This is a genomic window from Agrobacterium sp. DE0009 (assembly GCF_007680755.1).
Lineage (GTDB): Bacteria > Pseudomonadota > Alphaproteobacteria > Rhizobiales > Rhizobiaceae > Agrobacterium > Agrobacterium tumefaciens_B.
Window position 1 is genome coordinate 1,705,755 of sequence record NZ_VEIU01000001.1, and the last position, 24,026, is coordinate 1,729,780.

The following is a 24,026-nucleotide window of genomic DNA, read 5'->3' on the forward strand; positions in this document are numbered from 1 at the left end:
CCAATATCGGCCACGCACGGAACTGGCCGATGTCACCCCCACCCGGCAGGCGCGAACCTGTCATGCCAAAGATTTATCTGAAAAAGCAACAACAAGTCCAGAGCACCGGCAACGGCAATTGATGGCAGCCTGACGGTGACCGGTGTTCTGTGCGGAGGTTTGGGAGTGAAACCGGTTCAGAATGTTGGATCAACCGGATTGATGCCTGGATACCAGTCCTTGGAGACGGGATTTTTGCCGCCGAAGCTGGAAATGCCATTCTCGTCGGTGCAGCGGTAGCCCTGAACGGGAAGCCCACGGCTGCCAAAGACAGTGCGATAGGGCCCGCGCGCATATCCCGTCACGCCCAGTTCGCTATGGCACGTATAGCGCACTTTCGGTTGCAGCGTCTTCGGATCCTTCACACCGGGCAGATTGACATAGGCATCCGGCGCCGGGGCGAAACCGTTCTGAAACACGGTCTGTGCCTCAGCGGATACGCCCCAGAATGCAACCGAGAAGATCGCTGCCAATCGTATTGCCGTTCTTGTCTTCATCGATACCGGTCCCGTGCCATCACTCTATTGATGTAGGCTGTCGGGAAGGTCCACACAAAGGCGTTGCGGCCACAATTTCGTGAGGACCACCCTCAGCCTTCCAGGCGGCGGAAAGCCGTCGGCCTGTCGTAAAGCCAACCGATGCGCTCAATGGCCGCATCGAGGTTTTCGCGCGCGACATTCATCGTGTGGCCGTTGGCGTGCAGCAGCGTTTCCTCGTTTTCCATCAGGCCGACATGGCCCTTCCAGAAGACAAGATCGCCGCGCCGCAATTCGTCGCGCTCGATTTCAACGCCCAGAGACTTCACCTGCATATCGGTGTCGCGCAAAACGCGACGGCCCGTCATCGCCATGGACAACTGCACGAGGCCGGAACAATCGATCCCGAAGCCGGAGCGACCGCCCCAGAGATAAGGTGTTTCGATAAAGCGCAACGCCACCGCCACATAGTCGTCGTCAAGCGCTGCATCCACCGCCCGGCAATGGGCGGCGATGATACCTTCGCCCTTTTCGGTCATGAAGTAACGGGTGCCCCGCGTCTCCGCCTCACCGACGATGCGAACGAGGCTACCCATGGAGAGTGCAGCGACGGGCGGCTTGCGCAACTCGGCGGAGGGATAAAGGAAGGTGCGCGGCGCGACGATCTGATGCGTGGCTACAGTAACGTCGCCGATAGACGCTTCCGGCACATAACCTGCGTAGCCATCGACATCCGCCTGCACCCAGGCCCAGCCATCAGCCCTGTCGAAAACGCGCACCGTCTCGCCGCAGAGAAGCTCCGTGTCGATGCCGGTCGCGAGATCGGGATTGGGCCGCAGGCCGATGACCGGTGCGGTGATCTGCGCGGGCGAACCGCTGACGAAACGGTCGGCCTTGACGACACCCTGCAATTTTTCGTCAGCGAGGTCGGGGCGGAAGACGTTGAGGCGGCGGTCGAGCATCATGATTGCATCCAAAAGTTAGATCTTGCGTGCCTGATCAATAATCAGATCGCCGAATTTTTCCAGATAAAGCGCACCGGCAACGGTGCGTTTTATCACGACGTTGCGCCTGTCGCGCTCATCGCGAACCCGATCGACCAATCCGAGCGCCCCCAGACTGTCGAGCGCCCGCGTGATGACCGGCTTTGTAACCCCGAAGATCGCGGCAAGCCCTCTCACGGTGTGTGGCGGCGTCACAAGGTAAATTTGCAGCAGGATGGCGGTCTGACGCAAGGTCAAATCCGGCTGATCGTCAATGACCTGCGCCGTGGAGACGCGGTGCCAGAGCCCAAGGGCCTCGGTTGGCGACAAATGTGCAGGCAAGCCTTGCCCCTTCCAGTCGTTATGCCACCGTTTTCATTCAACCGAACGAAAAACTCAAGAACCATGCCGTACAAACAGAACCGCCGCACGGCGCAGACCCGAAGATCGCGCGGCGCGGCGGTTCGTTGACCCGTTTTCGAGCCATGCGTCCCCTCTGGACTTAGCAAGCAAGAAGCAGGAAGTGTGCCAGTTTTATTTCAGGGAGGAACAGCGTGTAAAAACAGTCTGTTAGCCGCATTATCGCTGTGCGGCGAAATTTTGCACAATATTTATTATGCGGTGAAAACAGGCAAAAAGCGGTTCAATGCTTAAATACTGCCTTCCGCCGCAACAGCGGAAGGCATCGATAGTTCGGATCAGATTTCCGCGCCGCGGGCCGCATCCGCAGCACCGGCACTCTGTTGCCGGTTATAACGGATGGACGACCACAGCGAGATGCCGATGAGGGTCGCGCCGCCAAGGCCGGTAATGACCTCAGGGATATGAACCATGGTCTGCACGTACATGATGACGGACAGGATCAGGATCGCATAGAAGGCGCCGTGTTCCAGATAGCGGTATTCGGCAAGCGTCCCCTTCTCCACCAGCATGATGGTCATGGAGCGCACATACATGGCGCCGATGCCGAGGCCGATAGCGATGATGAAAAGGTTCTGCGTCAGTGCGAAAGCGCCGATTACGCCATCGAAGGAGAAGCTGGCATCCAGTACTTCGAGATAAAGAAACGCACCGAAGCCGCCCTTTGCCGCCCCTTCCAGCATTTCCTGGCTGCGATCGAGAATGCCGCCGACCACTTCCACCAGAAGGAAGGTCAACAGACCCCAGATCGCGGAATGGAAGAAGGTATTGGCCGCGACCGGACCAAGTTCAGGATTATCGCTGGCGCCGATGATGCGGGAAAAGATCAGCATCACGACAAGTACGAAAGCGATTTCAATGCCCTTGACGGAAGAATAGGTCGCAGCTTTTTCCTCTATCCAGCGCACCCAATGCACGTCCTTCTCATGGTCGAAGAAAAAGTTGAGACCGACCATCATCAGGAAGGTGCCGCCAAACGCTGCGATCGGCAAGTGAGCGTCACGCATGATTTCCGCATAACGTTCCGGCTGGGTGGCTGCCATGACGATCGCCGTCCAGGGACCGACATTCGCGGCGACGACAACGATCAGCAGCGGAAAGACGATACGCATGCCAAAAACGGCAATCAAAATACCCCAGGTCAGGAAGCGATGCTGCCAGACCGGCGTCATGTCCTTCAGCTTGTTGGCATTGACGATGGCATTGTCGAAGGAAAGAGAAATTTCCAGCACCGCCAGAACGACGCAGATGAAGAAGATCGTGGCCGTGCCGCCGACCGTGCCGGTCATTTCCCAGCCAAGATAGCCGCCGAGGATCAGACCGACGACAGTGACGATAAAAGCCCACTTGAAGTAGGAGAGCGTGGTTTTCTGGGCGGCGCTCATGTCCGGTCACCATTCGTGACGAGGACGGTCGCGGGCCGACGCAGGGCGTCCGGCCGCACGCAGAAAGCACGCGCGCGAAGCACATTCAGGTTTTTCATAGTTTTTAATCCGCCGGCCAATTTTGCAGGCGGTACCGACATCACGAGAGCGCCGTAAAACTCTCGCCAGAGGGGCCCGGCACCTTCGTTTCCTCTGCCCATGCGAGACAAATCATCGCAGGGCCCCTTCTTACTCACTGAAGATCACGCCGTCGTCAAGTCCCGTGATTGTGAGCTTGGCTGACGGCGACGATCAAACCTGCTCCGCAGCCAGTCCTGCGGCGGTATCGCGGCGTCGTTTGAGGGCGTTTTCGCGGAAGAAGATGTAAAGGCCGGAAAGAACAATCAGGCCGGCACCGAGAACGATGCTCGTCTGCGGCACATCACCAAAAAACAGCCAGCCGAAAATGACAGCCCAAAGCAGCAGCGTATATTGCAGAGGCGCGACCGTCGCGGCGTCGGCAAGTTTGAGCGCCCGGTTGACGAGCACATGGGCCGCCATGGCCACAACGCCCAGCAGGCCAAGAAATGCCAGATCAAAGCCGGACTGTACCGGCAACCATCCGGCCGGTGTTACCAGTACCGCGACGATACCCGCCAGACCCGCGCCAATGATCTGCCAGAATGCCAGTACCGTATCCGGTGTGTTGCGCAATTGCCGGCCGGACAGCATCATGAAGGCGAAAGCTGCACTGCCGAGAATGGAAAAGAGTGCCGCGGAGGTGAGGCTTGCCGAGCTGGGCTTCAGCGCAATGAGGACGCCGACGAATCCGATGGCAATAGCCGTCCAGCGACGCCAGCCAACCTTTTCGCCAAGCAGAAATGGCGACAGCGCGGCAACGTAGATCGGCGCGGCTAGCCAGTAGGTCATGACGTCAGCCAGCGGCAAGGCGGCGACGGCGAAGTAGAAACAGAAAAGCTCGGCGGTGGAGAAGAAAACACGCGCCGCCTGAAGGCCGGGCCGCTCGATTTTTACGAGTCCGGAAACGCCGCCCCTCCAGACGATCGGAACGAGAATGACAAGCGCGGCAGCGCTTCTGATCAGGATGACCTGACCCTGGCTGTAAGTCGACACGAGCCATTTCCCCATGGCGTCATTCAACGCAAAAAGCAGCATTCCAAGCAGCATTACGGCCACGCCGAGGCCAGTCGGCGATAGCTTCTTCATCATAGTCGACATGTCAGATTCCGATTTCTCCCAATAGCTGCATTGGTCGTCCACCGGGCGGCCCATTGTCAAGCCCGGAAACGCCCCTTAGCGCAAATAATATTACTAATAGGCCTCAAGCGAAGATCCGCCGTTCGTCAGCGACGAGTTCCTGAAGAAAATCAACGACCGTGCGGACGCGAACAAGCTGTCGGGCCGATTCATGATAGGCCGTCCAGTAGGATCGGTTAATGCTGATCTCAGGCAGGATTCGCCGAAGTTCCGGATACTGGCCAGCAATGTAATTGTGCAGTATGCCGATACCTGCGCCTGAACGTACCGCCTCGGTCTGGCCGGTGGCGCTCGAGATTTCGAAGGCCGCGTCCCAGTCGCGCATGATCTCGCCGGTAAAGTTCAGTGAAGGGGAGAAGATCAGATCCTCGACATAACCGATCCGGCGGTGGCGCTTTAGCGCCTCGACATCATCAGGCGTCCCGTATTCAGCCAGATAATCCGCCGAACCATACAGCCCAAGCGAGTAATCCGTGAGCTTCGAAAACATCAGCCTGCCCTGTTCCGGTCGCTCGATGGTGATGGCGATATCGGCCTCGCGCTGCGACAGGGAGAAAGAGCGTGGCACCGGCACGAGCTGGATTTTGAGCTCGGGATAACGGGCCGTCAGCCTGCCAAGCCTTGGCGCGAGGAAGGATACGCCGAGACCGTCAGGCGCGCCGATGCGAACCGTTCCGGCCACGGCAGCATCAACCCGACCCAGATTGGCCTGGGCGCCCAGCATTTCGGTTTCCATGCGCTCAGCCGCCACAAGCAGCCGCTGCCCTTCCTCCGTCAGTTCGCAGCCATTGGTGCTTCGCAAAAACAGCTGCGTACCGATCGCCGCTTCAAGCGCGGAGATACGTCGGCTGAGGGTCGCATGATTGATGCCAAGCTTTCTGGCGGCGGAAAGAAACTGGCCGCTTCGCGCCACGCTTAGAAACAAACGCACATCATCCCAGTTCATGAGGAGCCTATTATACCTATTTTTGCACAATGGATGCTTATTTGAGGCGATTGATTTGTGCAATTCGAAAGGTAATGCTGCACCATCTTATTCTGGAGGAACACCCATGAAGGAAATCGGTCATTTCATCAACGGCAAGCATGTGGCGGGCACCAGCGGCCGCACATCCAATGTCTATAACCCCGCCACCGGCGAAGTGCAGGCGACCGTTGCGCTTGCGAGCGATGCAGAGCTTCGCGCTGCCGTTGAAAGCGCAAAGGCGGCACAGCCCAAATGGGCCGCCACCAATCCGCAACGCCGTGCGCGCGTTTTCTTCAAATTCGTCGAACTTCTGAACCGCGACATGAATGAGCTGGCCGTTCTGCTTTCCAGCGAACATGGCAAGACCGTTGAGGATTCCAAGGGCGACATCGTCCGTGGCCTCGAAGTTTGCGAATTCGTCTGCGGCATTCCGCATCTGCAGAAGGGCGAATTCACCGAAGGCGCCGGCCCTGCGATTGACATGTATTCGATCCGCCAGCCGGTCGGCATCGGCGCGGGCATCACCCCGTTCAACTTCCCCGGCATGATCCCGATGTGGATGTTTGCGCCGGCGATCGCCTGCGGCAACGCCTTTATCCTCAAACCCTCCGAGCGCGATCCGTCGCTGCCGATCCGCCTTGCCGAACTGATGATCGAAGCCGGTCTTCCGGCTGGCATCCTCAACGTCGTCAACGGCGACAAGGGCGCTGTCGATGCCATCCTCACCGATCCCGATATCGGCGCGGTCTCCTTCGTCGGTTCGACGCCGATCGCACGCTATGTCTATGGCACCGCCGCCATGAACGGCAAGCGCGCGCAGTGCTTCGGCGGCGCGAAGAACCACATGATCATCATGCCGGATGCCGATCTCGATCAGGCTGTAAACGCGCTGATGGGCGCCGGTTACGGTTCGGCCGGCGAGCGCTGCATGGCTGTTTCCGTTGCGGTTCCGGTCGGCGAAGAGACGGCAAATCGCCTCGTTGAAAAACTCATTCCGCAGATCGAGGCATTGAAGATCGGTCCCTATACCGACGACAAGGCCGATATGGGACCGCTCGTCACCAAGGAAGCGCAGACCCGCGTCAAGGGGCTGATCGACAGTGGTGTCGAGCAGGGTGCGAAGCTGCTGGTTGATGGCCGCGATTTCAAGCTGCAGGGCTATGAAGACGGCTATTTCGTCGGTGGCTGCCTGTTCGACCACGTCACGCCCGACATGGACATCTACAAGACCGAAATCTTCGGACCGGTTCTGTCGGTCGTTCGCGCCAAAAACTATGAAGAGGCGCTGGAACTGCCGATGAAGCATGAATATGGCAACGGCGTCGCCATCTTTACCCGTGACGGCGATGCGGCCCGCGATTTCGCAAGCCGCGTGAATATCGGCATGATCGGCATCAACGTTCCGATCCCGGTTCCGCTTGCCTACCACTCCTTCGGCGGCTGGAAGGCTTCGAGCTTCGGTGATCTCAACCAGCATGGCACGGATTCGATCAAGTTCTGGACGAAGACCAAAACGATCACCTCACGCTGGCCATCCGGCATCAAGTCGGGTGCAGAATTCGTCATGCCGACGATGAAGTAAGCCAGTCGATAAGCCAAAAAAATGCCCCGCTGTGTTTTCACGGCGGGGCTTTTGCAATCAGTCTTCGCAAAATCAGTTGGTCGGGCCGTCGTTGAAGCCGACCTCATCCACCAGCTCAGAAGCCTCCTTGCGATGGGCGGCAATGTCCGTCAGTGGCAGCTTGTCCGGGTTGATCGGGCCGAAGCCTTTCACCACGTCTGAAGGCTCTGCGCCGGGCAGCACTGGGTATTCGAAGACCTGCTTGGCGTAAATTTCCTGCGCTTGCCTGGAGGCCAGAAATTCCATCAGCTTCAGCGCATTGTCCTTATTGGGCGCATATTTCGTCAGCGACATGCCCGAGATATTCACATGCGTTCCGCGATCGCCCGCATTGGGGAAGATCACGCGCACGGAGCGAGCCCATTCCTGCTCTTCCGGCTCGCGATCATTGGTCAGCATCAGGCCGACATAATAGGTATTGCCGAGCGCAATATCGCATTCGCCGGAAAAGATCGATTTCGCCTGGCTGCGGTCGGTTCCATCAGGCTTGCGGGCGAGATTGTTCTTCAGGCCGGTCAGCCATGTGCGGGTGTAATCGACGCCGTGATGGGCGATCATGGAGGCGATAAGAGCAATATTATAGGAGTGCTGGCCATCACGAATGCAGATCTTGCCTTTCCACTTCGGATCGGCAAGCTCCTCATAGGTGATCTCCTTCTGGGTCACCCGTTCCCTCGAAGCGTAGACGACCCGGCCACGCGTCGTCAGCCCAAACCATTCGCCGTCGGGGTCGCGCAGATTCGCTGGAATGTCCTTTTCGATCACGGGATCATTGAGGACAGGCTGGGTGACCTTGCCTTCTTTCGCCTCAACAAGGCGAGCGATATCGACCGTCAGAAGCACATCCGCGGGAGAGTTGACACCCTCTGCCTGAATACGCTCCACCAGACCTTTGTCGAGAAACAGGACGTTTGTCTCGATCCCCGTTTCCTTCGTAAAGGCATCGAGAAGCGGCTGGATCAATTCAGGTTGGCGATAGGAATAGACGTTAACTTCGCCCTCTGCCCATGCGGCAGGCGTGCAGGAAAACAGTGTCATCCCGGAGAAAACGGCAGCGGAAAAGCAGGATTTCAGGCTTGCCATTGTGAATGCCTCCATTACATTCCGATTCTTGACTTGTTTGTTCATGAATCATGCGGGCGGTCAACAAGGCTGTTTGAGAAATCTCGAATGGAAGCGAGTTTTTTCGGTTTCTGGAATTGTTCTAAACTGAAAAAGAGACTATATAACTCCACATTGAGAGTTAGGAGACCAGCATGCGTTTGACCAAACAGACCAACTATGCCGTTCGCATGTTGATGTATTGCGCCGCAAATGAAGGCAAGCTCAGCCGAATTCCAGAGATCGCAAGAGCCTACGGCGTATCGGAGCTGTTCCTGTTCAAAATCCTGCAGCCGCTGAACAAGGCTGGTCTGGTTGAAACCGTGCGTGGCCGCAATGGCGGTGTCCGCCTTGGCAAACCGGCCGAGAAGATCAGCCTGTTCGACGTCGTGAAGGTCACCGAAGACAGCTTCGCCATGGCCGAGTGTTTCGAGGACGGTGCCGTTGAATGTCCGCTCGTGGATAGCTGCGGCCTGAACTCGGCATTGCGCAAGGCGCTGAATGCATTCTTCGACGTTCTGACGGAATATTCGATCGACGATCTCGTCAAGGCCCGCCCGCAGATCAACTTCCTGCTTGGTCTCGATACGGAAATGCCAAAGGTTGCCGCGCTTCCGGCTGCCTGATCATAAAGACACCATTCGAATACAAAAATGCCCGCGCCGGAAACGCGGGCTTTTTTGTCAGATCGGTTTCCTCCGTGATCAGCGCAACGCGCCGACCAGAACGTCGCGACCGTCTTCGATGGAGACCCAGCGGCCGGTATTGAAGGACGCCTGTCGCTTCAGATAAGTGTAGTTGGTATCGGTCCAGAGCTTCACGTCGTTGGTAAGATTATCGAGAATGTAATCGCCATCCGTCGTGCGAAGCGTCAGTACGGCGTGCCCCTCACCGTCAGGCTTGCGCACCACCGTTATCAGCAGATCGGCGACGGAAAAGCCGCGTTCGACCAGCTTCTTGCGCTTCAGCAGTACGAAATCTTCGCAGTCGCCGGCCGTCGTCGGATATTCCCAGACTTCGTCCTTGCCGTAGATTTCCATGTCGGTCATCGCCACGATGGTGGTATTGACCGTCGTATTGACCTCGCGAATGACATTCCAGCCATAGTCGGTGACGCGCGGTGGCGGCGTCACCTTGCTGCGAATATTGCACTCGTCGGCATATTTCTGACAGAACTCGTAATGGCCGATCGGCTGGGACGTAATCCCGCCCGTCACCATGGAGGGGCTTCCCTTGGTTTCCGCGGTGGCGGAGGCAGCAGTCATTAGCCCGGCGGCAACTGCAAACAGCAGCGCACGCGCCAGCGGTGCGTTCATCATGAAACCCGTCCCTTAAATTCTTAATGAAAAGTTAAGAGGGATCGGGGGTGCGAGTCAATCATTAGCAAACGGCCGCGCTCAAGACTCGCTGAATATGGTTAAGACCGTTGCGGAAATGCCTATATTGCAAGGGATTTCACCGCCGCAAGCATTCGCTCTATATCCTGTGGACGCGACAGCCGGTGGTCGCCGTCGCGGATGAGCGTCAGGACGACGTCGTCAGATGGAAGGTGTTCCAGCAATTTTAGAGCGTGCTGATACGGCACATCGGGATCCCGCATGCCCTGCAGAATGTGAACCGGGCACCCCGTGGTGATGATCCCCTGTAAGACGCGGTTCTGCTTTCCATCCTCCATCAGCGCGCGGGTGAAGATGTTCGGTTCGGGGCTATATTCCGAATGCTCCTCAAAATACCCCTTTTCCGAGAGAGAAAGCCGCTCGGCCTCCGAAAGGCTGGGCTCGATCAGTTCCTGTGTGAAATCGGGAGCCGGCGCGATCAGGACAAGACCCGCCACGGTAGGCGCGCCACACGCCTTGCGCAACTCTTCAACCATGCGCAAGGCAATCCATCCTCCCATGGATGAGCCGACGAGCACGACACGGGACGGGGCCTTCGCCCGAACGACAGCAAGCGCCTCGTCCAGCCACCGCGAGATCGTGCCCTTCCTGAAGTCGTCGCCGGAGGCGCCGTGACCGGAATAGTCCAGCCGCAGGCACGCAAGCCCGTTCTCAGCCGCGAAGCGATCGAGCTCGACCGCCTTGGTTCCCGTCATGTCGGAGCGGTAGCCACCCAGCCAGACTATTGTCGGCGCGGTCTCGACTGACGTCGCCTGCCGATGGAGGAAAGCAATCTCGCGGCAGTCATTGTCGGGGCCTACGGACAGGAATTCAACGGCTTGATCGGTCATGTATATGCAATTCTCCTGATTTTGGTGCCATAACGGCGGTATTTTGCAAAAACCGTGACAACAGGTGATCTTTTCGGCCAGATATGCTATTGACTTCGCCACAGCAATAACGACATTTCCGCCGCTTGTACTAAACAAGCTGTTTTTTGCTGACGTGATCCAGAAACAGATCAGGAGAATACGACCATTCGCAGACCTTTCAAAGCCGATGCCCCCGTCAAGGAGGGGCCGCGCTCCAACCGGGAAATTCGGGTTCCCAGAGTTCAGCTTATCGATGAAGAGGGCCAGAACCTCGGTAGCATGCCGACGGATCAGGCTTTGAAAATGGCGGAAGAGGCCGGTCTCGATCTCGTCGAGATTTCGCCGAACGCAGAGCCGCCGGTATGCAAGATCCTCGATCTCGGCAAGCTTAAATACTCGACCCAGAAAAAGGCCGCTGAAGCGCGCAAGAAACAGAAGATCGTCGAAGTCAAAGAAATCAAGATGCGCCCCAACATCGACACGCATGACTATGACGTGAAGATGAAGGCGATGAACCGTTTCTTTGACGAAGGTGACAAGGTGAAGGTAACGCTGAAGTTCCGCGGCCGCGAAATGGCCCACCAGGAACTCGGCATGAAACTTCTCCTTCAGGTGAAGGAAGACACCCAGGCGATCGCCAAGGTGGAGGCCGAGCCGAAGCTGGAAGGCCGTCAGATGATGATGGTTCTTGCCCCGAAATAAGTCTGACGTGCCCCGATCACAGGCGCATATCTGATCCGCGAGGGGAAATTTTCATTCCCCGTTGCGCTTTTGGCCGACTGCGGTTATAAGCGCGCGTCCGAACGGTCCGGCAGGGCATGCCGTGGCCGTTCCTGAATAGCTTGAAATAGGCCTCGTCTGCCTTTTTCGATACAAAAACGGAGTAGCAAAATGCCCAAGATGAAGACGAAGTCCGCTGCAAAGAAGCGGTTCAAGATCACCGCGACCGGCAAGGTCGTTGCAGCCGCCGCCGGCAAGCGCCACGGCATGATCAAGCGTACCAACAAGTTCATTCGCGACGCGCGTGGAACCATGGTTCTCGCCGAAGCTGACGGCAAGAAGGTCGTCAAGAACTACCTGCCGAACGGTCTCTGAGACTTTTCCGCACTTTTGGACACTTTAAGGAGATCATGACATGGCACGCGTAAAACGTGGCGTAACTTCCCGCGCCAAGCACACCAAGACACTCAAGGCAGCCAAGGGCTTCTACGGCCGCCGCAAGAACACCATCCGCGCAGCAAAGGCTGCCGTGGATCGTTCCAAGCAGTACGCTTACCGCGACCGCAAGGTCAACAAGCGCAACTTCCGCGCTCTGTGGATCCAGCGTATCAACGCTGCTGTTCGCGAATTCGGCCTGACCTACGGCCGCTTCATCGACGGCCTGAACAAGGCTGGCATCGAAGTCGACCGCAAGGTTCTGTCCGACATGGCCATCCATGAGCCGGCAGCATTCGGCGCGCTCGTTGAAGCAGCGAAGAAGGCACTTGAGTACCTCAAGGATGCTGGTACTACCAACGAGTTTGAAACCGCCGTCAAGTGATTACGGCGCGGACAATCTGTTGTCATTCGAACCCGCGTCGGGAAACCGGCGCGGGTTTTTCGTTTTTCAACTCTCGCGGTCCCCTGTCCATTCAATCCGTAGTTTTTAATTTAGGAAATTAGAAAAATGGAGTATCCAGCCCCTCTGCCCCGAAAATCGTCTGGTGGATGGAAATGCTGGTTACTGCAAATGAGGCTGAAAAGGCCGAGGGTTTTTACGTTCACCTTGACGATGCCGATATCGCGGCGCTGATGCGCGTTTTGCTGAACAGTGACCGCCGCATCCAGAAGCTCGAACTCTCGCAGCTGACAGTCTGGATAAAACGGCAGGGCACGGAACGGGTGACCTGGTGGATGAAGATGCAGAAGCTGCTGTCGAAGCTACTGCCCTATGCTTTTCTTCGCCCGTCGGAGCCGCTTGACGGCGCAGGCCTCATGCAGCGGGAACTGGAAACCTTGCAGCAGTTCCAGCAATGCGGCTTCCCCGTTCCGCCGCTGATCTACTCATCCCGCACGGCCGTGGTGCTGGGCGACGTGGGGCCGACGCTGATGGAGCGAATGGATGCGCTGAAGGCGTCCGATCCCCATGAGCATGACGCCCTTTTGGTCAAATCTGCGGAAGCGCTCGGGGAGTTGCATGCTGCAGGCCTCTGCCACGGCCGCCCGCATGTCCGCGACTTCTTTCTGGCCGATGGCCGGGTTGGCTTCATGGATTTCGAGGAGCGCCCCCAGGATGTGATGCCGCTTGCGACAGCGCAGGCCCGCGATATCTGGCTGCTGTTTTTGCAGGTCGCCACTCGTGCCTGTGAAGCCGACGGAACCCGTAACGCCGCCTTTTCGCGGTGGCTCGAAAACGCCCCGCCGCGGGCAGTCGACGAATTAAGCCGCCTGACCCGCATTCTCGGGCGTTTTTTACCGCTTGCCCGGTTGATCGGGCGCGTGCGGATGGGTAGTGATCTGCGACGCTTTATCATGGCGACCGACTATCTGATGAATGCTGTGAACACCGACGCCGCTGTTAGAAAAACCGGCAAGGCAGGAAAAGATGACTGAACTTGATACCTTGAAATCGCAACTGGTGTCGGAAATCGCCGCCGCTGCCGATGAGCCGGCCATCGAGGCCGTCCGTGTTTCCGCGCTCGGCAAGAAGGGCTCGGTTTCGGAGCTTCTGAAGACGCTTGGCAGCATGAGCCCGGAAGAGCGCCAGACCCGTGGTGCCGCCATCAATCAACTGAAGACCGAGATTACCGATCTGATCGGCGAGCGCAAGAATGCGCTGAAGGATGCTGCCATCGCTGCGCGCCTGAAGGCGGAAACCGTCGATGTCAGCCTGCCGGTCCGTCAGTCACCGACGGAGCGCGGCCGCATTCATCCGATCAGCCAGATCGTTGATGAAATCACCGCGATATTTGCGGATATGGGTTTTTCGATTGCGGAAGGCCCCGATATCGAGACCGATTATTACAACTTCACGGCTCTGAACTTCCCGGAAGGCCATCCGGCCCGCGAAATGCACGACACCTTCTTCTTGCCACCGGATGAAAAGGGTGAGCGCAAGGTGCTGCGCACGCACACCTCGCCGGTACAGGTCCGCACCATGGAGAGCCAGAAGCCGCCGATCCGCATCGTCATTCCCGGCAAGACCTATCGCCAGGATTCCGACGCCACCCATTCGCCCATGTTCCATCAGGTCGAGGGGCTTGTCATCGACAAGAAGGCGCATGTGGGCAATCTGCGCTGGATTCTCGAGGAGTTCTGCAAGACCTTCTTCGAGGTCGACAGCGTCGTCATGCGCTTCCGCCCGTCCTTCTTTCCCTTCACGGAGCCAAGCTTCGAAGTGGACATCCAGTGCGATCGTTCCGGCCCTATCGTCAAATTCGGCGAAGGCAAGGACTGGATGGAAATCCTCGGCTGCGGCATGGTGCACCCGAACGTCCTGCGCGCCGGCGGGCTGGACCCGGACGAGTATCAGGGCTTTGCCTGGGGCATGGGCCTCGACCGCATCGCCATGCTGAAATACGGCATGCCTGACCTGCGTGACTTCTTCAACGCCGATGTCCGCTGGATGACCCATTACGGCTTCCGGCCGCTCGACATGCCGACGCTGTTCGGAGGCCTCAGCAGCTAGTATGCCGACTTTGCTAATATGGCATGGTTACAAGTTCCGGTTCTACGCTTCGGACGGACCGGAACCGCCCCATATTCATATCATCAAGGACAAGTGCTCCGCCAAAGTCTGGCTTCTGAGCATGGAAATGGCTTATAATCACGGCTACAATAGTCGCGAAGTGGCCGAATTTCTTTCGAAAGTCGATGAAAATCGCGACGGCTGGATGGAGAAGTGGAATGAGTTCTTTGGAGTTTGAAACCGAAGACATGATGCCCGTGGCAGCCGAATGCGATGCCAGCTTCGTCTATGTGACGCTCGCAGATGGTCGGCAAATTCGGGCCCCGCTATGGTGGTATCCATTTCTGGAAAAAGCTTCGTCCAAACAACGCGCCCACGTGGAGCTGCAATTCTCCGGGGTGTGGTGGCCAGACATGGATGAGGGTGTTTCCGTAAAATCAATGCTGCTCGGCTGGAAGGCGCCAGGCGCCAAAGCGCCGCAGAAGGCTGCATAGAAACGCAATGTGGCCTTGTGCCTATAGTTAAGTGCGAGACAAGACGAATGAAATTCACTCTTTCCTGGCTCAAAGACCATCTCGATACGGATGCGACGCTGGACGAGATTTGCGAGCGGTTGACGGCGATTGGCCTTGAGGTCGAAGACGTTGACGACAAGGCGGCCTACAAGCCCTTCGTCATTGCCAAGGTGGTTTCCGCTGAAAAGCACCCCGAGGCAGACCGCCTGAAGGTGCTGATGGTGGATGCCGGTGACGGCAAGCCGGTGCAGATCGTCTGCGGTGCACCGAATGCGCGCGCGGGCCTCGTCGGTGCGCTGGCACGTCCCGGCACCTATGTTCCGGGCATCGATGTGACGCTCGCTGTTGGGAAGATTCGCGGCGTCGAAAGCCATGGCATGATGTGCTCCGAAAAGGAGCTGAACATATCCGACGATCACGACGGAATCATCGATCTGCCTGACGATGCACCTGTCGGTACGTCCTTTGCCAGCTATGCCGGCTTGGACGATCCCGTCATCGAGATCAACCTGACGCCGAACCGTCCGGACTGCACCTCCATCTACGGCATTGCGCGCGATCTCGCGGCCTCCGGTCTCGGCAAGCTGAAGACGAAGCCTGCACCCTCCTTCAAGGTGGAAGGCGCAACGCCCGTCGACGTGAAGCTGGATCTGGACGATCCCGCGCTCTGCCCCGGCTTCTCACTTCGCATCGTGCGCGGCGTGAAGAATGGCCCCAGCCCCAAGTGGATGCAGCAGCGGCTTCTGGCGATCGGCCTGCGCCCAATCAATGCGCTTGTTGATATCACCAACTACATGACCTTCGATCAGGGCCGGCCGATGCACGTCTTCGACGCCGCGAAGGTCAAAGGCGATCTCACCGTGCGCCGTGCGGTAGAGGGCGAGACGATCCTCGCGCTCGACCAGCGTGAATATAAGCTCGGCCCGAACAATGTCGTCATCGCCGACGAAAACGGCATCGAATCCATCGGCGGCGTTATGGGTGGCGAACATTCAGGCTGCGATGAAAACACCGTCGACGTGCTGATTGAATCCGCGCTCTGGGATCCCATCAATATCGCCAAGACCGGACGCTCCCTCGGCATCATCACCGATGCGCGTTATCGTTTCGAGCGGGGCGTCGATCCGGAATATATGGTTCCGGGCCTGGAGCGCACCACCGAACTGGTTCTCGAGCTCTGCGGCGGCGTTCCCGGCGAAGCCAGGGTCGTTGGTTACAAGGGCTACGAACCTAAAGTCGTCGACTTCCCGCTTGCGGAAGTGAAGCGCCTGACAGGCCTCGAAGTCTCGGCTGAAGAGAGCCTCGCCATTCTCAAGGGTCTGGGTTTTGGTGTCGAGGGAACCGGCGAACGCGTTTCCGTTACCGTGCCCTCCTGGCGGCCGGATGTCGATGGCAAGGCCGATCTGGTCGAAGAAGTCATGCGCATCCATGGCGTCGACAATATCAAGCCGGAGCCGCTGGAAAGCCTCGGCGCCGTCAATGGTCGTATCCTGACCACGCTGCAGATCCGCACCCGCACCGCGCGCCGGGCCCTGGCAAGCCGCGGCATGCTTGAGGCTGTCACCTGGTCCTTCATTCCAGAAGCGCAGGCAAAGCTGTTCGGCGGCGGTTCACCGGCGCTCAAACTCGCAAACCCCATCGCGGCCGATATGTCTGACATGCGGCCCTCGCTTCTGCCCGGTCTTCTCACCGCTGCCCAGCGCAATGCCGACAAGGGTTATGGTGACGTCGCGATCTTCGAGGTCTCCGGCACCTATGAGGGCGATACGCCCGATACGCAGCGCCGTGTTGCCGGTGGTGTTCGCCGCGGCACGGCTTCGCTCGCGGGCAGCGGCCGCATGTGGTCGAATGCGGCCAAGGGCGGTGGCAAGCCGGTTGACGTCTATGACGCCAAGGCCGATGCACTGGCTGTGCTTGAGGCCTGCGGTCTGCCCATGGCCAATGTCCAGATCGAAGCAGGGGCGCCCGCCTGGTATCACCCAGGCCGCTCCGGCACCATCAAGATGGGTCCGAAAGTTGTGCTCGGCTATTTCGGTGAGTTCCATCCGAAAACGCTGTCCGAGCTGGATATATCCGGCGCCTATTGCGGTTTTGAGATCTATATCGACGCCATGCAGGAGCCGAAAAAGAAGGCGACCCGCACCAAGCCGGCGCTCGAGCTTTCGCCGTTCCAGGCGGTGAAGCGCGACTTCGCTTTCGTGGTTGAGAAATCGGTCGAGGCGGCTGCCATCATCAAAGCGGCAACCAGCGCGGATCGCAAGCTGATCACGGGTGTCAACGTCTTCGATATTTTCGAGGGAGCATCGCTCGGAGAAAATCGCAAGTCGGTCGCCATCGAAGTCCAGATTCAGCCGGTCGATAAAACGCTGACGGATGAGGATTTCGAAGCGCTCACGGCTAAGATCGTCGGCAATGTCGAAAAATCGACAGGCGGCGTTCTGCGCGCCTGACATCCGAAACAGATTGAAAAAAGCCGCGGCAACCACCGCGGCTTTTTGTTTTTTAACGATTGGCCATCTGTGACATGCGCTCAGGGTATCGTTTGCCCGCTACCTTCGACGGAGCCAGCAACGAACCGAGGTTTTCGACTTCTTGCCGTGTCAGGGATACGTCCGCCGCCGCGACGTTTTTCTCAAGATTGGCAATCTTCGTGGTGCCGGGGATCGGCACGATGAAATCGCCCTGCGCCAACACCCAGGCCAATGCCAGTTGCCCGGCAGTCACGCCTTTTTCTGCCGCCATGTCTTCCAGAAGCTTGACCAGCGCTAGATTGGCGTCGAAGTTTTCGCCTTGGAAACGCGGCAAGCCGCGCCGGAAATCATCGGCTGCGAGTCCATCCAGCGATTTCAGCGCTCCGGTCAGCGCACCGCGCCCAAGAGGGCTGAAGGGGACGAAACCGATGCCGAGCTCACGGCAGGTATCCAGCACGCCATTTTCTTCCGGGTCGCGGGTCCACAGCGAATATTCGCTCTGAATCGCGGCAATCGGGTGGGTGGCATGGGCCTTGCGAAGCGTTTCTGCACTGGCTTCGGAGAGGCCGAGATGCTTTACCTTGCCTTGTTTCACCAGTTCGGCCATCGCTCCGACCGTTTCTTCGATCGGCACATCGGGATCGACGCGGTGCTGATAAAAGAGGTCGATGGCGTCAACGTCGAGACGCTTGAGAGACGCTTCGGCGACAGCGCGGACATTTTCCGGCCGACCGTCGGTCCCTACCATCATCTGCCCGGCCGGTTTGCTACCATCGATCTTGAAACCGAACTTGGTGGCAATCACCACCTTGTCGCGATAGGGCTTCAGCCCCTTGCCGACGAGAACTTCATTCGTGTAAGGCCCATAAACCTCCGCCGTATCGAAAAAAGTGACGCCAAGATCAACGGCGCGATGAAGCGTCGCGATCGCGCTGTTTTCATCACCTGTCGGGCTGTAGGCATGGGTCATCCCCATGCACCCAAGACCGAGTGCCGAAACGGTCAGATCGTTTCCAAGGGTTCTGCTTCTCATCAGTTCGTCCTTCCATCGGGAATCGCCCGTCATCAGGGCGTGATCGAAACATAGCGAATGACGGCGGCGAAAATAATCGCTGCAAATCCGTGCGGGTTGTTCTATAATTTAGAACAATGAATCGCGTACAGCTCTCCCAATTGGCCGTTCTTTCCGCCGTTGCGGAAGGCCGCAGCTTTCGCAAGGCCGCGGCCGAACTCGGTATCGCCCCCTCCGCCGTCAGCCACGCGGTTTCCTCACTGGAGGCCAGCCTCGGCTTGCGGCTGCTGCACCGTACCACCCGCAGCGTTTCTCCGACAGAGGAGGGAAAGCGCCTTCTTGAAACCTTAGGCCCCGCCCTTGCCGACATTGACGCCGTCATCGATACCTTGGCCGAACAGGGCGGCAGACCGGCCGGCCCCTTGCGTATTACGTTACCGAGGCTTGCCGCCGAAGACCTTATCGTACCCAGACTGGGGGAGTTCCTACGGCTCTATCCCGAAATCTCTCTCGAGATTTCGACCGATGATCGTTTCGAAGATATCGTTGCGAAGGGTTTCGATGCAGGTCTTCGTCTCGGGGAGCATCTCGATGCAGACATGATCGCGGTGAAAGCGAGCGGTGAATGGCGCGGGGCTATCGTCGGCTCCCCTTCTTATTTCGCTGATAACCCGCCACCGCATGATCCGAGGGACCTCATCCGGCATCGCTGCATACGCCGGCGGTTTGCAAGCGGCCTCATCTATCGCTGGGAGCTGGAAAAGGACGGCAAGCCGCTCGTTGTGGATGTGCAGGGGCCGCTTATTTTGTCGGACCAGAGCCTTATCCGAAGGGCGGCAATCGATGGAGCAGGACTTGCCTTCGTTTTCGAGCAGCGCGTCGAAGATGATATCAGGCAAGGCCGGCTCATCCGCGTGCTCGACGAATGGTGTGCGCCCTTTGACGGATTTTATATCTACTACCCTTCTCGCCGGCAGATGCGTCCGGCGCTGAGGGCTTTCGTGGATTTCTTCCGTTTCCGGAGTTGATCAGAAGGTGATGCGGTAGCGGATGTGACCGTCGCTTTTCACGTAACTGTCATAGAGCTTCTGGGCACGGTGATTGTCCTCGCCGGTGTTCCAGTAAAGACGCGACCAGCCCATTTTCTTACAGATAGTGATCAGATCATCCATCAATGCCCGCCCCGCGCCCTTGCCGCGGATGTCGCCATCGACATACAAATCCTCAAGATAGCAGTCAGGTGTCTTCACCCAAGTGGAATCGTGGAAGTGGTAAATGGCAAAGCCCGCCATGCGCTCACCCAGCATCGCCACGCGCATGGAGACGCGGGACGCGGGATCGAGGATGCGTTCCCAGGTATATTCGGTCACGTCGGCGGCGAGATCGACCTCATAAAAGGCGAGATAGTCATTCCACAGCCGCAGCCACTCCGCCCGGTCCGACGGTGCGGCATCACGAATTCCAAGATCCATCTTACGCCCCCGCCTTGTCGAGAAGCGCCATCATCTCGTCGGTCAGTTTCAGCTCGACGGCGCGTTTGAAGCTTTCAAGCTGCGACAGGCTGGTGGCGCTGGCGATCGGCGCTGTTACGGCCTTCTTGCGCAGCAGCCAGGCCAGCGCGATGTCGGCGAGCTTTGCCCCGGTCTGCACCGCGACGGCGTCCATTGCGCCGAGAACGGCGAGGCCGCGGGCATTGACGTAGTCAGCCACGCGATAGCTGCGGGCAACGCCTTCCGTATCTGCCTTGGCACGGTATTTTCCGGTGAGGAACCCGGCGGCGAGGCTATAATAATTGATGACGCCGATCTCTTGTTTCACACAGAGGTCTGCTAATGGGCCTTCGAAATCTGCCCGGTTGTAGAGATTATATTCCGGCTGCAGCACATCGTAACGCGGCAGATTGTTCCTGGCAGCCACATCAAGAGCCTCCTGGAGCTGGCTTGCGGAATAGTTGGAGCAGCCGATGGCGCGGATTTTCCCCTGCTCCTTCAACTTGGCGAAGGCGGCAAGCGTTTCCTCCAGCGGCACGTCGGCGTCAGGCTTATGTGCAAGGTAAAGGTCGATGTAGTCGGTCTGAAGCCGCTTCAGCGAAGCATCGACGGCCTCTGCGATCCATTTGGCGCTCAGCCCGGTCTTCTGACCGCGATTGTCAAAACCGACCTTGGTGACGATCACTGCATCCTCCCGCTTAACGGAGGACTGCTTCAGCCACTTGCCGATAATCGCCTCCGACTCGCCACCCACATGCCCGTCCACCCAGGCGGAGTAGACATCCGCCGTATCGATGGCGTTGAACCCGGCATCGAAAAAGGCATCGAGCAGGGCAAAGGAGGTCTTCTCATCCGCTGTCCAGCCGAACACGTTACCGCCAAAGACGATCGGGGCGATGGAGAGGCCTGTGCGGCCAAGGCTTCGTTTTTCCACGGGAATACTCCTGTTGCTATCCTGGCGACAGGGTACCAACTGGCCGCCGGCATAACCATTGAATTCATTTGATGGCATTCATCAGGCAGCCGTGAGGTTGGAAACTCACCTTTGGAGACCGCGATAATGGCTGGGAGGTAAATGATTGTGCTGCTGCCACACGCGGCGCAGATGCCGTGCAGATGCAAAGCCTGCCCGTTCTGCGACGGTCTCCATGTCCAGACGACTATTGGCGAGAATATCTCGGGCCAGATTGACCCTCATCAGGTTGACGTAGTCGATCACGCTGAGACCGGTATGGTCGCGAAAGAGACGGGAGAGGTGCCTTTCGCTCAGTGCAGCAATATCGGCCAGCCCTTCGAGCGACCAGTCCTTCGCCGGCTCGGCCATGACACGGTCCTGGACCCGGTGAATGGCTGGATGGATGTGGTTGCGGCCCGTCAACCAGGGAGAGATTTGCGCGTCGTTGCCGCTGCGCCTGAGATAAACCACCATTGTCTTGGCAATCCGCGCCGCGACGGCAGGCGATGTCATCCCGGAGATTACATGCAGCATCAGGTCGATACCGGTGGAAATGCCGGCGCTCGAGAAACGCCTGCCATCCTCCACGAAAAGACGATTTTCCGCCACCTGCGCCAAGGGCGCGATGCGTCGCAGGCTTTCGATACAATCGGCATGGGTCGTGCAGGTTCGCCCGTCGAAAAGCCCCGCCTCGCCCGCCAGCAGGGCACCGGAGCAGATGGAGATAACGGTCGTGTCGGCACGCACCGCCGCATGAAGCCAGGCTGCCAGGGCCCGCCGCTCCCGTCGCGTCTGCGGATCATCGTCGAAGCCGGACGTGCTGCCGGAGATCAGAAGGAAAGCGTTTTCCGGCAGCGCCGCCGGCAGGGTCTCCAATGCGGAAAGCTGAAGGCCGATGGAGGATTGTTGTTCGTTCCTTGCGGCGATGTACCGACACTCAAAGTGGATATCCTGCTGCTCTGCATTGGCGTAACGAACCACCTCCAGTGGACCGGCAATGTCCAGCAGAAGCGCATGCGGCGGCACGAGCGTAAAAAAAGGAACAACGCGCGTGTCGCCCTTATTCATCAGGCCGCCTCTTTCATCGTCGCCAGCACGTCATCGACGCCAACGATCCGTGCGAAGCGATCGGCCAGTACCAGCTCGGTGCGCTGACGGATGTCATCCGGGCTGAAAACAGTGCCTGATGCATGTGTCATCGGGAAAGTCAGCGTTGCTTCGGTGACGTAATCGACGACGTAACCGAGATCGGACGCATGTCGGGTGGTGGTCTCGCAGCATTGTTCGGTACGGATACCGGAGATAATCAGCCGGTTGATGCCCCTCTGCGTCAGCCAGATTTCGAGACCGGTTCCCACGAAGGCGGAATGCCGGTTTTTGCGGAAGGTCACGTCAGGGGAAATCCGCACACCTTCCAGCGGACGAATAAAGCCGCTTTCGCTCGAAAATGCTCTGTCGCCATCAACATGAAATATCTGAACGATGGGAATGCCAGCGGCTTTGGCGCCGTCAATCAGCGCCTGTTGTTTCTCGAGATAGGCGGCCAATTCGCTATCCTCGAAATACGGAGCGTGCCGAAAGGATTCCTGCACATCGATGACCATTAGAGCTGTATGGGAAGAGGACATTTCATGTTTCTCCGTTACCTTGATGCATAGCATAATTCGTCATGAAAACCCGGAAAAAAAGAAACCTTCCTGACGAAGAGCGGACACATCCAGCCATCATCTCTCTAATCTTGAAGCAACGGGTTGCCACTCGGCATGACAATGATAAGTTTCCGGCATATGTCAGATCGGGAGGACTAAATGCTGCGCTTCGGAATCATCTCAACGGCGAAGATCGCTCAGGACCACGTCATTCCCGCGATACAGGATGCTGAGAACTGTGTGGTCAGCGCCATCGCCAGTCGTGATCTTTCCAGGGCCCGCGCGGTCGCAGATCGGTTCTCCGCGCCCCACGCTTTCGGCTCCTACGAAGAAATGCTGGCGTCCGATGTCATCGACGCGGTTTACATTCCACTTCCAACGTCGCAGCACGTCGAATGGACGATCAAGGCCGCCGATGCGGGCAAACATGTTCTTTGCGAAAAGCCGATTGCTTTGAAAGCGCAGGAAATCGACACACTTATCGCTGCGCGGGACCGCAACGGTGTCATCATCTCGGAAGCCTTCATGGTGACCTATGCGCCGGTCTGGGCCAAGGTGAAGGCATTGCTTTCTTCGGGCGCGATCGGAACGCTGAAACATGTGCAGGGCGCTTTCAGCTATTTCAACCGCGATCCTCAGAATATGCGCAACATTCCCGAACTCGGCGGCGGCGCCTTGCCGGATATCGGCGTTTATCCGACGATCGTGACCCGCGTCGTCACCGGTGAAGAACCCAAGCGCGTGCAGGCCTCCGTGGAGCGTGACAGAGAGTTCGGCACCGATATCTATTCCAGCGTGCGGGCGGATTTCGGCAGCTTCGAACTCAGTTTTTATCTTGCAACGCAGCTTGCCGCCCGCCAGCTGATGGTTTTCCACGGCACGGACGGTTACATCGAAGTCAAATCGCCGTTTAATGCAAACCGCTGGGGTGCGGAAGAAGTCGAGCTGACCAATCAGGCCCACAACCAGTCGCAAATCTTCAGGTTTCAGGATAGCCGCCAGTACAAGCTGGAAGCGGAGGCCTTTGCCCGCGCAGTCACGGGTGAGGGAGAGGTTGTCACGCTGGAAAGCTCCAAAAACAACCAGCTTTTCATCGATGCGATTTATCGCGCTGCGGATAAGGAGGGCTGGGAAACGGTTTAGCCCTTGGCCCGACGCAGTTTCTGAAGGCGCCAATGGCCGCAGCATGCGAGGACCAGAGCTGCGAGCGCAGAAAAGGCAAGCGGCACGACCGGCTGGATCAGCGGGTTGCGCCATTGCAGCAGCGAGAAAAGTCCGACGCTCACAATGCGGGAAATGAGGGTGACGGCATCGGCCGGAAAGGCGCCTGGCGCGCCACTCATTGAGCGGTTCAGCCGCCAGCTTGTTGCAAGCCCGGACACCGCCCCTGGCAAACGCGCAGCGATCGGGTCGACCGTGAGAAAGAAAATGAGCAGACAGGTGATGGCTATATCGGCCGCCAGACCGCAAATCTCGCTGAGTGCAACGGAACGAAGCCTCAAGGCCGTGGTCTTTTAGAGAGTTGGCGGGGTGGACCGCGGGCGCTGCAGTACCAGAAGGCTGATGACGACGCCAACGACGCCGAAATTATAACCCGCGAGCGCCTGAAGCAGAGACGTCAGCGGAACAGCACCGGACGAAAGCGCCATCGCAACGCCATAGGCTCCGATAATCATCATGCAGATGAACACGATGCTGAAGACCGAACGTAATGCAACGGCAGCGATGCCGAGCACTGTGGCGGTGAGAAAAATCATGGTGCCGCCTCCT

The 24,026-nt window shown here is 58.2% G+C and carries 28 protein-coding genes; 12 read left to right on the forward strand and 16 right to left on the reverse strand.

Annotated elements, in window-relative coordinates:
* Nucleotides 1-176 precede the first annotated feature (176 nt).
* From FS804_RS08615 to FS804_RS08640, 6 genes are all read right to left on the reverse strand, one after another.
* On the reverse strand, nucleotides 177-536 hold the full coding sequence (locus FS804_RS08615; RefSeq protein WP_063949450.1) for a hypothetical protein: 360 nt from the start codon (nucleotides 534-536) through the stop codon (nucleotides 177-179).
* 92 nt (nucleotides 537-628) lie between these two features.
* On the reverse strand, nucleotides 629-1,480 hold the full coding sequence (locus FS804_RS08620; RefSeq protein ID WP_144576171.1) for a C40 family peptidase: 852 nt from the start codon (nucleotides 1,478-1,480) through the stop codon (nucleotides 629-631).
* A gap of 15 nt (nucleotides 1,481-1,495) precedes the next feature.
* On the reverse strand, nucleotides 1,496-1,840 hold the full coding sequence (locus FS804_RS08625) for a helix-turn-helix domain-containing protein (RefSeq protein WP_063949449.1): 345 nt from the start codon (nucleotides 1,838-1,840) through the stop codon (nucleotides 1,496-1,498).
* Between the two features lie 356 nt (nucleotides 1,841-2,196).
* Nucleotides 2,197-3,303: a DUF475 domain-containing protein gene (locus FS804_RS08630; protein WP_063949448.1), complete on the reverse strand. Its 1,107-nt coding sequence runs from the start codon at nucleotides 3,301-3,303 to the stop codon at nucleotides 2,197-2,199.
* Nucleotides 3,304-3,594: 291 nt separating this feature from the next.
* Nucleotides 3,595-4,512: a DMT family transporter gene (locus tag FS804_RS08635; protein ID WP_144576379.1), complete on the reverse strand. Its 918-nt coding sequence runs from the start codon at nucleotides 4,510-4,512 to the stop codon at nucleotides 3,595-3,597.
* Nucleotides 4,513-4,624: 112 nt separating this feature from the next.
* Nucleotides 4,625-5,506: a LysR family transcriptional regulator gene (locus FS804_RS08640; protein ID WP_144576172.1), complete on the reverse strand. Its 882-nt coding sequence runs from the start codon at nucleotides 5,504-5,506 to the stop codon at nucleotides 4,625-4,627.
* 106 nt (nucleotides 5,507-5,612) lie between these two features.
* On the opposite strand from FS804_RS08640, the gene FS804_RS08645 reads away from it, so the two are divergent.
* Nucleotides 5,613-7,109, forward strand: coding sequence for a CoA-acylating methylmalonate-semialdehyde dehydrogenase (locus tag FS804_RS08645; protein WP_006699765.1), 1,497 nt, complete (start codon nucleotides 5,613-5,615; stop codon nucleotides 7,107-7,109).
* Between the two features lie 72 nt (nucleotides 7,110-7,181).
* On the opposite strand, the gene FS804_RS08650 is transcribed toward FS804_RS08645, so the two are convergent.
* The gene (locus FS804_RS08650) at nucleotides 7,182-8,186 is read right to left on the reverse strand and encodes a Fe(3+) ABC transporter substrate-binding protein (protein ID WP_246665863.1); all 1,005 of its coding nucleotides are present in this window, start codon (nucleotides 8,184-8,186) and stop codon (nucleotides 7,182-7,184) included.
* A 218-nt stretch (nucleotides 8,187-8,404) separates the two neighbouring features.
* On the opposite strand from FS804_RS08650, the gene rirA reads away from it, so the two are divergent.
* Complete coding sequence (gene rirA / locus FS804_RS08655; protein ID WP_063949442.1) at nucleotides 8,405-8,875, forward strand: iron-responsive transcriptional regulator RirA; 471 nt, start codon at nucleotides 8,405-8,407, stop codon at nucleotides 8,873-8,875.
* A gap of 78 nt (nucleotides 8,876-8,953) precedes the next feature.
* Here rirA and FS804_RS08660 read toward each other — a convergent pair whose 3' ends face one another.
* Nucleotides 8,954-9,568, reverse strand: coding sequence for a transglutaminase-like cysteine peptidase (locus FS804_RS08660; RefSeq protein ID WP_063949441.1), 615 nt, complete (start codon nucleotides 9,566-9,568; stop codon nucleotides 8,954-8,956).
* A 119-nt stretch (nucleotides 9,569-9,687) separates the two neighbouring features.
* Nucleotides 9,688-10,476 carry a carboxylesterase gene (locus tag FS804_RS08665; protein ID WP_144576174.1) on the reverse strand — a complete coding sequence of 263 codons (789 nt, stop codon included), beginning with the start codon at nucleotides 10,474-10,476 and terminating at the stop codon, nucleotides 9,688-9,690.
* Nucleotides 10,477-10,662: 186 nt separating this feature from the next.
* Between FS804_RS08665 and infC the strand changes: the two genes are divergently transcribed.
* From infC to pheT, 8 genes are all read left to right on the forward strand, one after another.
* Complete coding sequence (gene infC, locus FS804_RS08670) at nucleotides 10,663-11,199, forward strand: translation initiation factor IF-3 (RefSeq protein ID WP_077224822.1); 537 nt, start codon at nucleotides 10,663-10,665, stop codon at nucleotides 11,197-11,199.
* A gap of 189 nt (nucleotides 11,200-11,388) precedes the next feature.
* Entirely contained in the window at nucleotides 11,389-11,592 is a 204-nt protein-coding gene (gene rpmI / locus FS804_RS08675) for a 50S ribosomal protein L35 (protein ID WP_003493355.1), read from the forward strand.
* A 40-nt stretch (nucleotides 11,593-11,632) separates the two neighbouring features.
* Entirely contained in the window at nucleotides 11,633-12,037 is a 405-nt protein-coding gene (gene rplT, locus FS804_RS08680) for a 50S ribosomal protein L20 (protein ID WP_003507464.1), read from the forward strand.
* 173 nt (nucleotides 12,038-12,210) lie between these two features.
* On the forward strand, nucleotides 12,211-13,089 hold the full coding sequence (locus tag FS804_RS08685) for a lipopolysaccharide kinase InaA family protein (protein WP_063949796.1): 879 nt from the start codon (nucleotides 12,211-12,213) through the stop codon (nucleotides 13,087-13,089).
* Complete coding sequence (pheS, locus tag FS804_RS08690) at nucleotides 13,082-14,164, forward strand: phenylalanine--tRNA ligase subunit alpha (protein WP_063949439.1); 1,083 nt, start codon at nucleotides 13,082-13,084, stop codon at nucleotides 14,162-14,164. The genes FS804_RS08685 and pheS overlap by 8 nt, the downstream gene beginning before the upstream one ends.
* A 1-nt stretch (nucleotide 14,165) precedes the next feature.
* A complete protein-coding gene (locus FS804_RS08695) occupies nucleotides 14,166-14,402 on the forward strand; it encodes a DUF4160 domain-containing protein (RefSeq protein WP_063949438.1) in 237 nt (78 codons plus the stop codon).
* Entirely contained in the window at nucleotides 14,383-14,658 is a 276-nt protein-coding gene (locus FS804_RS08700; RefSeq protein ID WP_063949437.1) for a DUF2442 domain-containing protein, read from the forward strand. Before FS804_RS08695 ends, FS804_RS08700 begins: the two co-directional genes overlap by 20 nt.
* 47 nt (nucleotides 14,659-14,705) lie before the next feature.
* Complete coding sequence (gene pheT / locus FS804_RS08705) at nucleotides 14,706-17,129, forward strand: phenylalanine--tRNA ligase subunit beta (RefSeq protein WP_144576175.1); 2,424 nt, start codon at nucleotides 14,706-14,708, stop codon at nucleotides 17,127-17,129.
* Nucleotides 17,130-17,181: 52 nt separating this feature from the next.
* On the opposite strand, the gene FS804_RS08710 is transcribed toward pheT, so the two are convergent.
* Nucleotides 17,182-18,183 carry an aldo/keto reductase gene (locus tag FS804_RS08710; RefSeq protein ID WP_144576176.1) on the reverse strand — a complete coding sequence of 334 codons (1,002 nt, stop codon included), beginning with the start codon at nucleotides 18,181-18,183 and terminating at the stop codon, nucleotides 17,182-17,184.
* A 116-nt stretch (nucleotides 18,184-18,299) separates the two neighbouring features.
* Between FS804_RS08710 and FS804_RS08715 the strand changes: the two genes are divergently transcribed.
* Nucleotides 18,300-19,190: a LysR family transcriptional regulator gene (locus FS804_RS08715; RefSeq protein ID WP_144576177.1), complete on the forward strand. Its 891-nt coding sequence runs from the start codon at nucleotides 18,300-18,302 to the stop codon at nucleotides 19,188-19,190.
* Here FS804_RS08715 and FS804_RS08720 read toward each other — a convergent pair whose 3' ends face one another.
* The 4 genes from FS804_RS08720 to FS804_RS08735 form a co-directional block, all read right to left on the reverse strand.
* A complete protein-coding gene (locus FS804_RS08720; RefSeq protein WP_063949433.1) occupies nucleotides 19,191-19,634 on the reverse strand; it encodes a GNAT family N-acetyltransferase in 444 nt (147 codons plus the stop codon).
* Between the two features lies 1 nt (nucleotide 19,635).
* Nucleotides 19,636-20,586, reverse strand: a complete 951-nt coding sequence (locus FS804_RS08725; protein ID WP_144576178.1) for an aldo/keto reductase — start codon at nucleotides 20,584-20,586, stop codon at nucleotides 19,636-19,638.
* A gap of 105 nt (nucleotides 20,587-20,691) precedes the next feature.
* Nucleotides 20,692-21,675: a GlxA family transcriptional regulator gene (locus tag FS804_RS08730; protein WP_144576179.1), complete on the reverse strand. Its 984-nt coding sequence runs from the start codon at nucleotides 21,673-21,675 to the stop codon at nucleotides 20,692-20,694.
* Nucleotides 21,675-22,235 carry a cysteine hydrolase family protein gene (locus FS804_RS08735; protein ID WP_144576180.1) on the reverse strand — a complete coding sequence of 187 codons (561 nt, stop codon included), beginning with the start codon at nucleotides 22,233-22,235 and terminating at the stop codon, nucleotides 21,675-21,677. Before FS804_RS08735 ends, FS804_RS08730 begins: the two co-directional genes overlap by 1 nt.
* Nucleotides 22,236-22,415: 180 nt before the next feature.
* Here FS804_RS08735 and FS804_RS08740 point away from each other — a divergent pair, with 180 nt between their 5' ends.
* A complete protein-coding gene (locus FS804_RS08740; protein ID WP_144576181.1) occupies nucleotides 22,416-23,399 on the forward strand; it encodes a Gfo/Idh/MocA family protein in 984 nt (327 codons plus the stop codon).
* Here the strand turns inward: FS804_RS08740 and FS804_RS08745 are convergent.
* Nucleotides 23,396-23,758 (reverse strand): hypothetical protein, encoded by a 363-nt coding sequence (locus FS804_RS08745; protein ID WP_144576182.1) that lies wholly within the window; start codon nucleotides 23,756-23,758, stop codon nucleotides 23,396-23,398. The genes FS804_RS08740 and FS804_RS08745 overlap by 4 nt on opposite strands.
* Before the next feature lie 12 nt (nucleotides 23,759-23,770).
* Nucleotides 23,771-24,013 carry a hypothetical protein gene (locus FS804_RS08750; RefSeq protein WP_144576183.1) on the reverse strand — a complete coding sequence of 81 codons (243 nt, stop codon included), beginning with the start codon at nucleotides 24,011-24,013 and terminating at the stop codon, nucleotides 23,771-23,773.
* Nucleotides 24,014-24,026: the final 13 nt, after the last annotated feature.

Coding starts and splice junctions, on each gene's coding strand:
- FS804_RS08620 (WP_144576171.1), bottom strand. CDS start 1,480: ATGATGCTCGACCGCCGCCTCAACGTCTTCCGCCCCGACCTCGCTGAC.
- FS804_RS08700 (WP_063949437.1), top strand. CDS start 14,383: ATGAGTTCTTTGGAGTTTGAAACCGAAGACATGATGCCCGTGGCAGCC.
- FS804_RS08735 (WP_144576180.1), bottom strand. CDS start 22,235: ATGTCCTCTTCCCATACAGCTCTAATGGTCATCGATGTGCAGGAATCC.
- FS804_RS08615 (WP_063949450.1), bottom strand. CDS start 536: ATGAAGACAAGAACGGCAATACGATTGGCAGCGATCTTCTCGGTTGCA.
- FS804_RS08730 (WP_144576179.1), bottom strand. CDS start 21,675: ATGAATAAGGGCGACACGCGCGTTGTTCCTTTTTTTACGCTCGTGCCG.
- FS804_RS08665 (WP_144576174.1), bottom strand. CDS start 10,476: ATGACCGATCAAGCCGTTGAATTCCTGTCCGTAGGCCCCGACAATGAC.
- rplT (WP_003507464.1), top strand. CDS start 11,633: ATGGCACGCGTAAAACGTGGCGTAACTTCCCGCGCCAAGCACACCAAG.
- FS804_RS08695 (WP_063949438.1), top strand. CDS start 14,166: ATGCCGACTTTGCTAATATGGCATGGTTACAAGTTCCGGTTCTACGCT.
- FS804_RS08630 (WP_063949448.1), bottom strand. CDS start 3,303: ATGAGCGCCGCCCAGAAAACCACGCTCTCCTACTTCAAGTGGGCTTTT.
- FS804_RS08715 (WP_144576177.1), top strand. CDS start 18,300: ATGAATCGCGTACAGCTCTCCCAATTGGCCGTTCTTTCCGCCGTTGCG.
- FS804_RS08750 (WP_144576183.1), bottom strand. CDS start 24,013: ATGATTTTTCTCACCGCCACAGTGCTCGGCATCGCTGCCGTTGCATTA.
- rpmI (WP_003493355.1), top strand. CDS start 11,389: ATGCCCAAGATGAAGACGAAGTCCGCTGCAAAGAAGCGGTTCAAGATC.
- FS804_RS08740 (WP_144576181.1), top strand. CDS start 22,416: ATGCTGCGCTTCGGAATCATCTCAACGGCGAAGATCGCTCAGGACCAC.
- FS804_RS08660 (WP_063949441.1), bottom strand. CDS start 9,568: ATGATGAACGCACCGCTGGCGCGTGCGCTGCTGTTTGCAGTTGCCGCC.
- FS804_RS08710 (WP_144576176.1), bottom strand. CDS start 18,183: ATGAGAAGCAGAACCCTTGGAAACGATCTGACCGTTTCGGCACTCGGT.
- FS804_RS08650 (WP_246665863.1), bottom strand. CDS start 8,186: ATGACACTGTTTTCCTGCACGCCTGCCGCATGGGCAGAGGGCGAAGTT.
- pheS (WP_063949439.1), top strand. CDS start 13,082: ATGACTGAACTTGATACCTTGAAATCGCAACTGGTGTCGGAAATCGCC.
- rirA (WP_063949442.1), top strand. CDS start 8,405: ATGCGTTTGACCAAACAGACCAACTATGCCGTTCGCATGTTGATGTAT.
- FS804_RS08640 (WP_144576172.1), bottom strand. CDS start 5,506: ATGAACTGGGATGATGTGCGTTTGTTTCTAAGCGTGGCGCGAAGCGGC.
- FS804_RS08685 (WP_063949796.1), top strand. CDS start 12,211: ATGCTGGTTACTGCAAATGAGGCTGAAAAGGCCGAGGGTTTTTACGTT.
- FS804_RS08645 (WP_006699765.1), top strand. CDS start 5,613: ATGAAGGAAATCGGTCATTTCATCAACGGCAAGCATGTGGCGGGCACC.
- FS804_RS08720 (WP_063949433.1), bottom strand. CDS start 19,634: ATGGATCTTGGAATTCGTGATGCCGCACCGTCGGACCGGGCGGAGTGG.
- FS804_RS08635 (WP_144576379.1), bottom strand. CDS start 4,512: ATGATGAAGAAGCTATCGCCGACTGGCCTCGGCGTGGCCGTAATGCTG.
- pheT (WP_144576175.1), top strand. CDS start 14,706: ATGAAATTCACTCTTTCCTGGCTCAAAGACCATCTCGATACGGATGCG.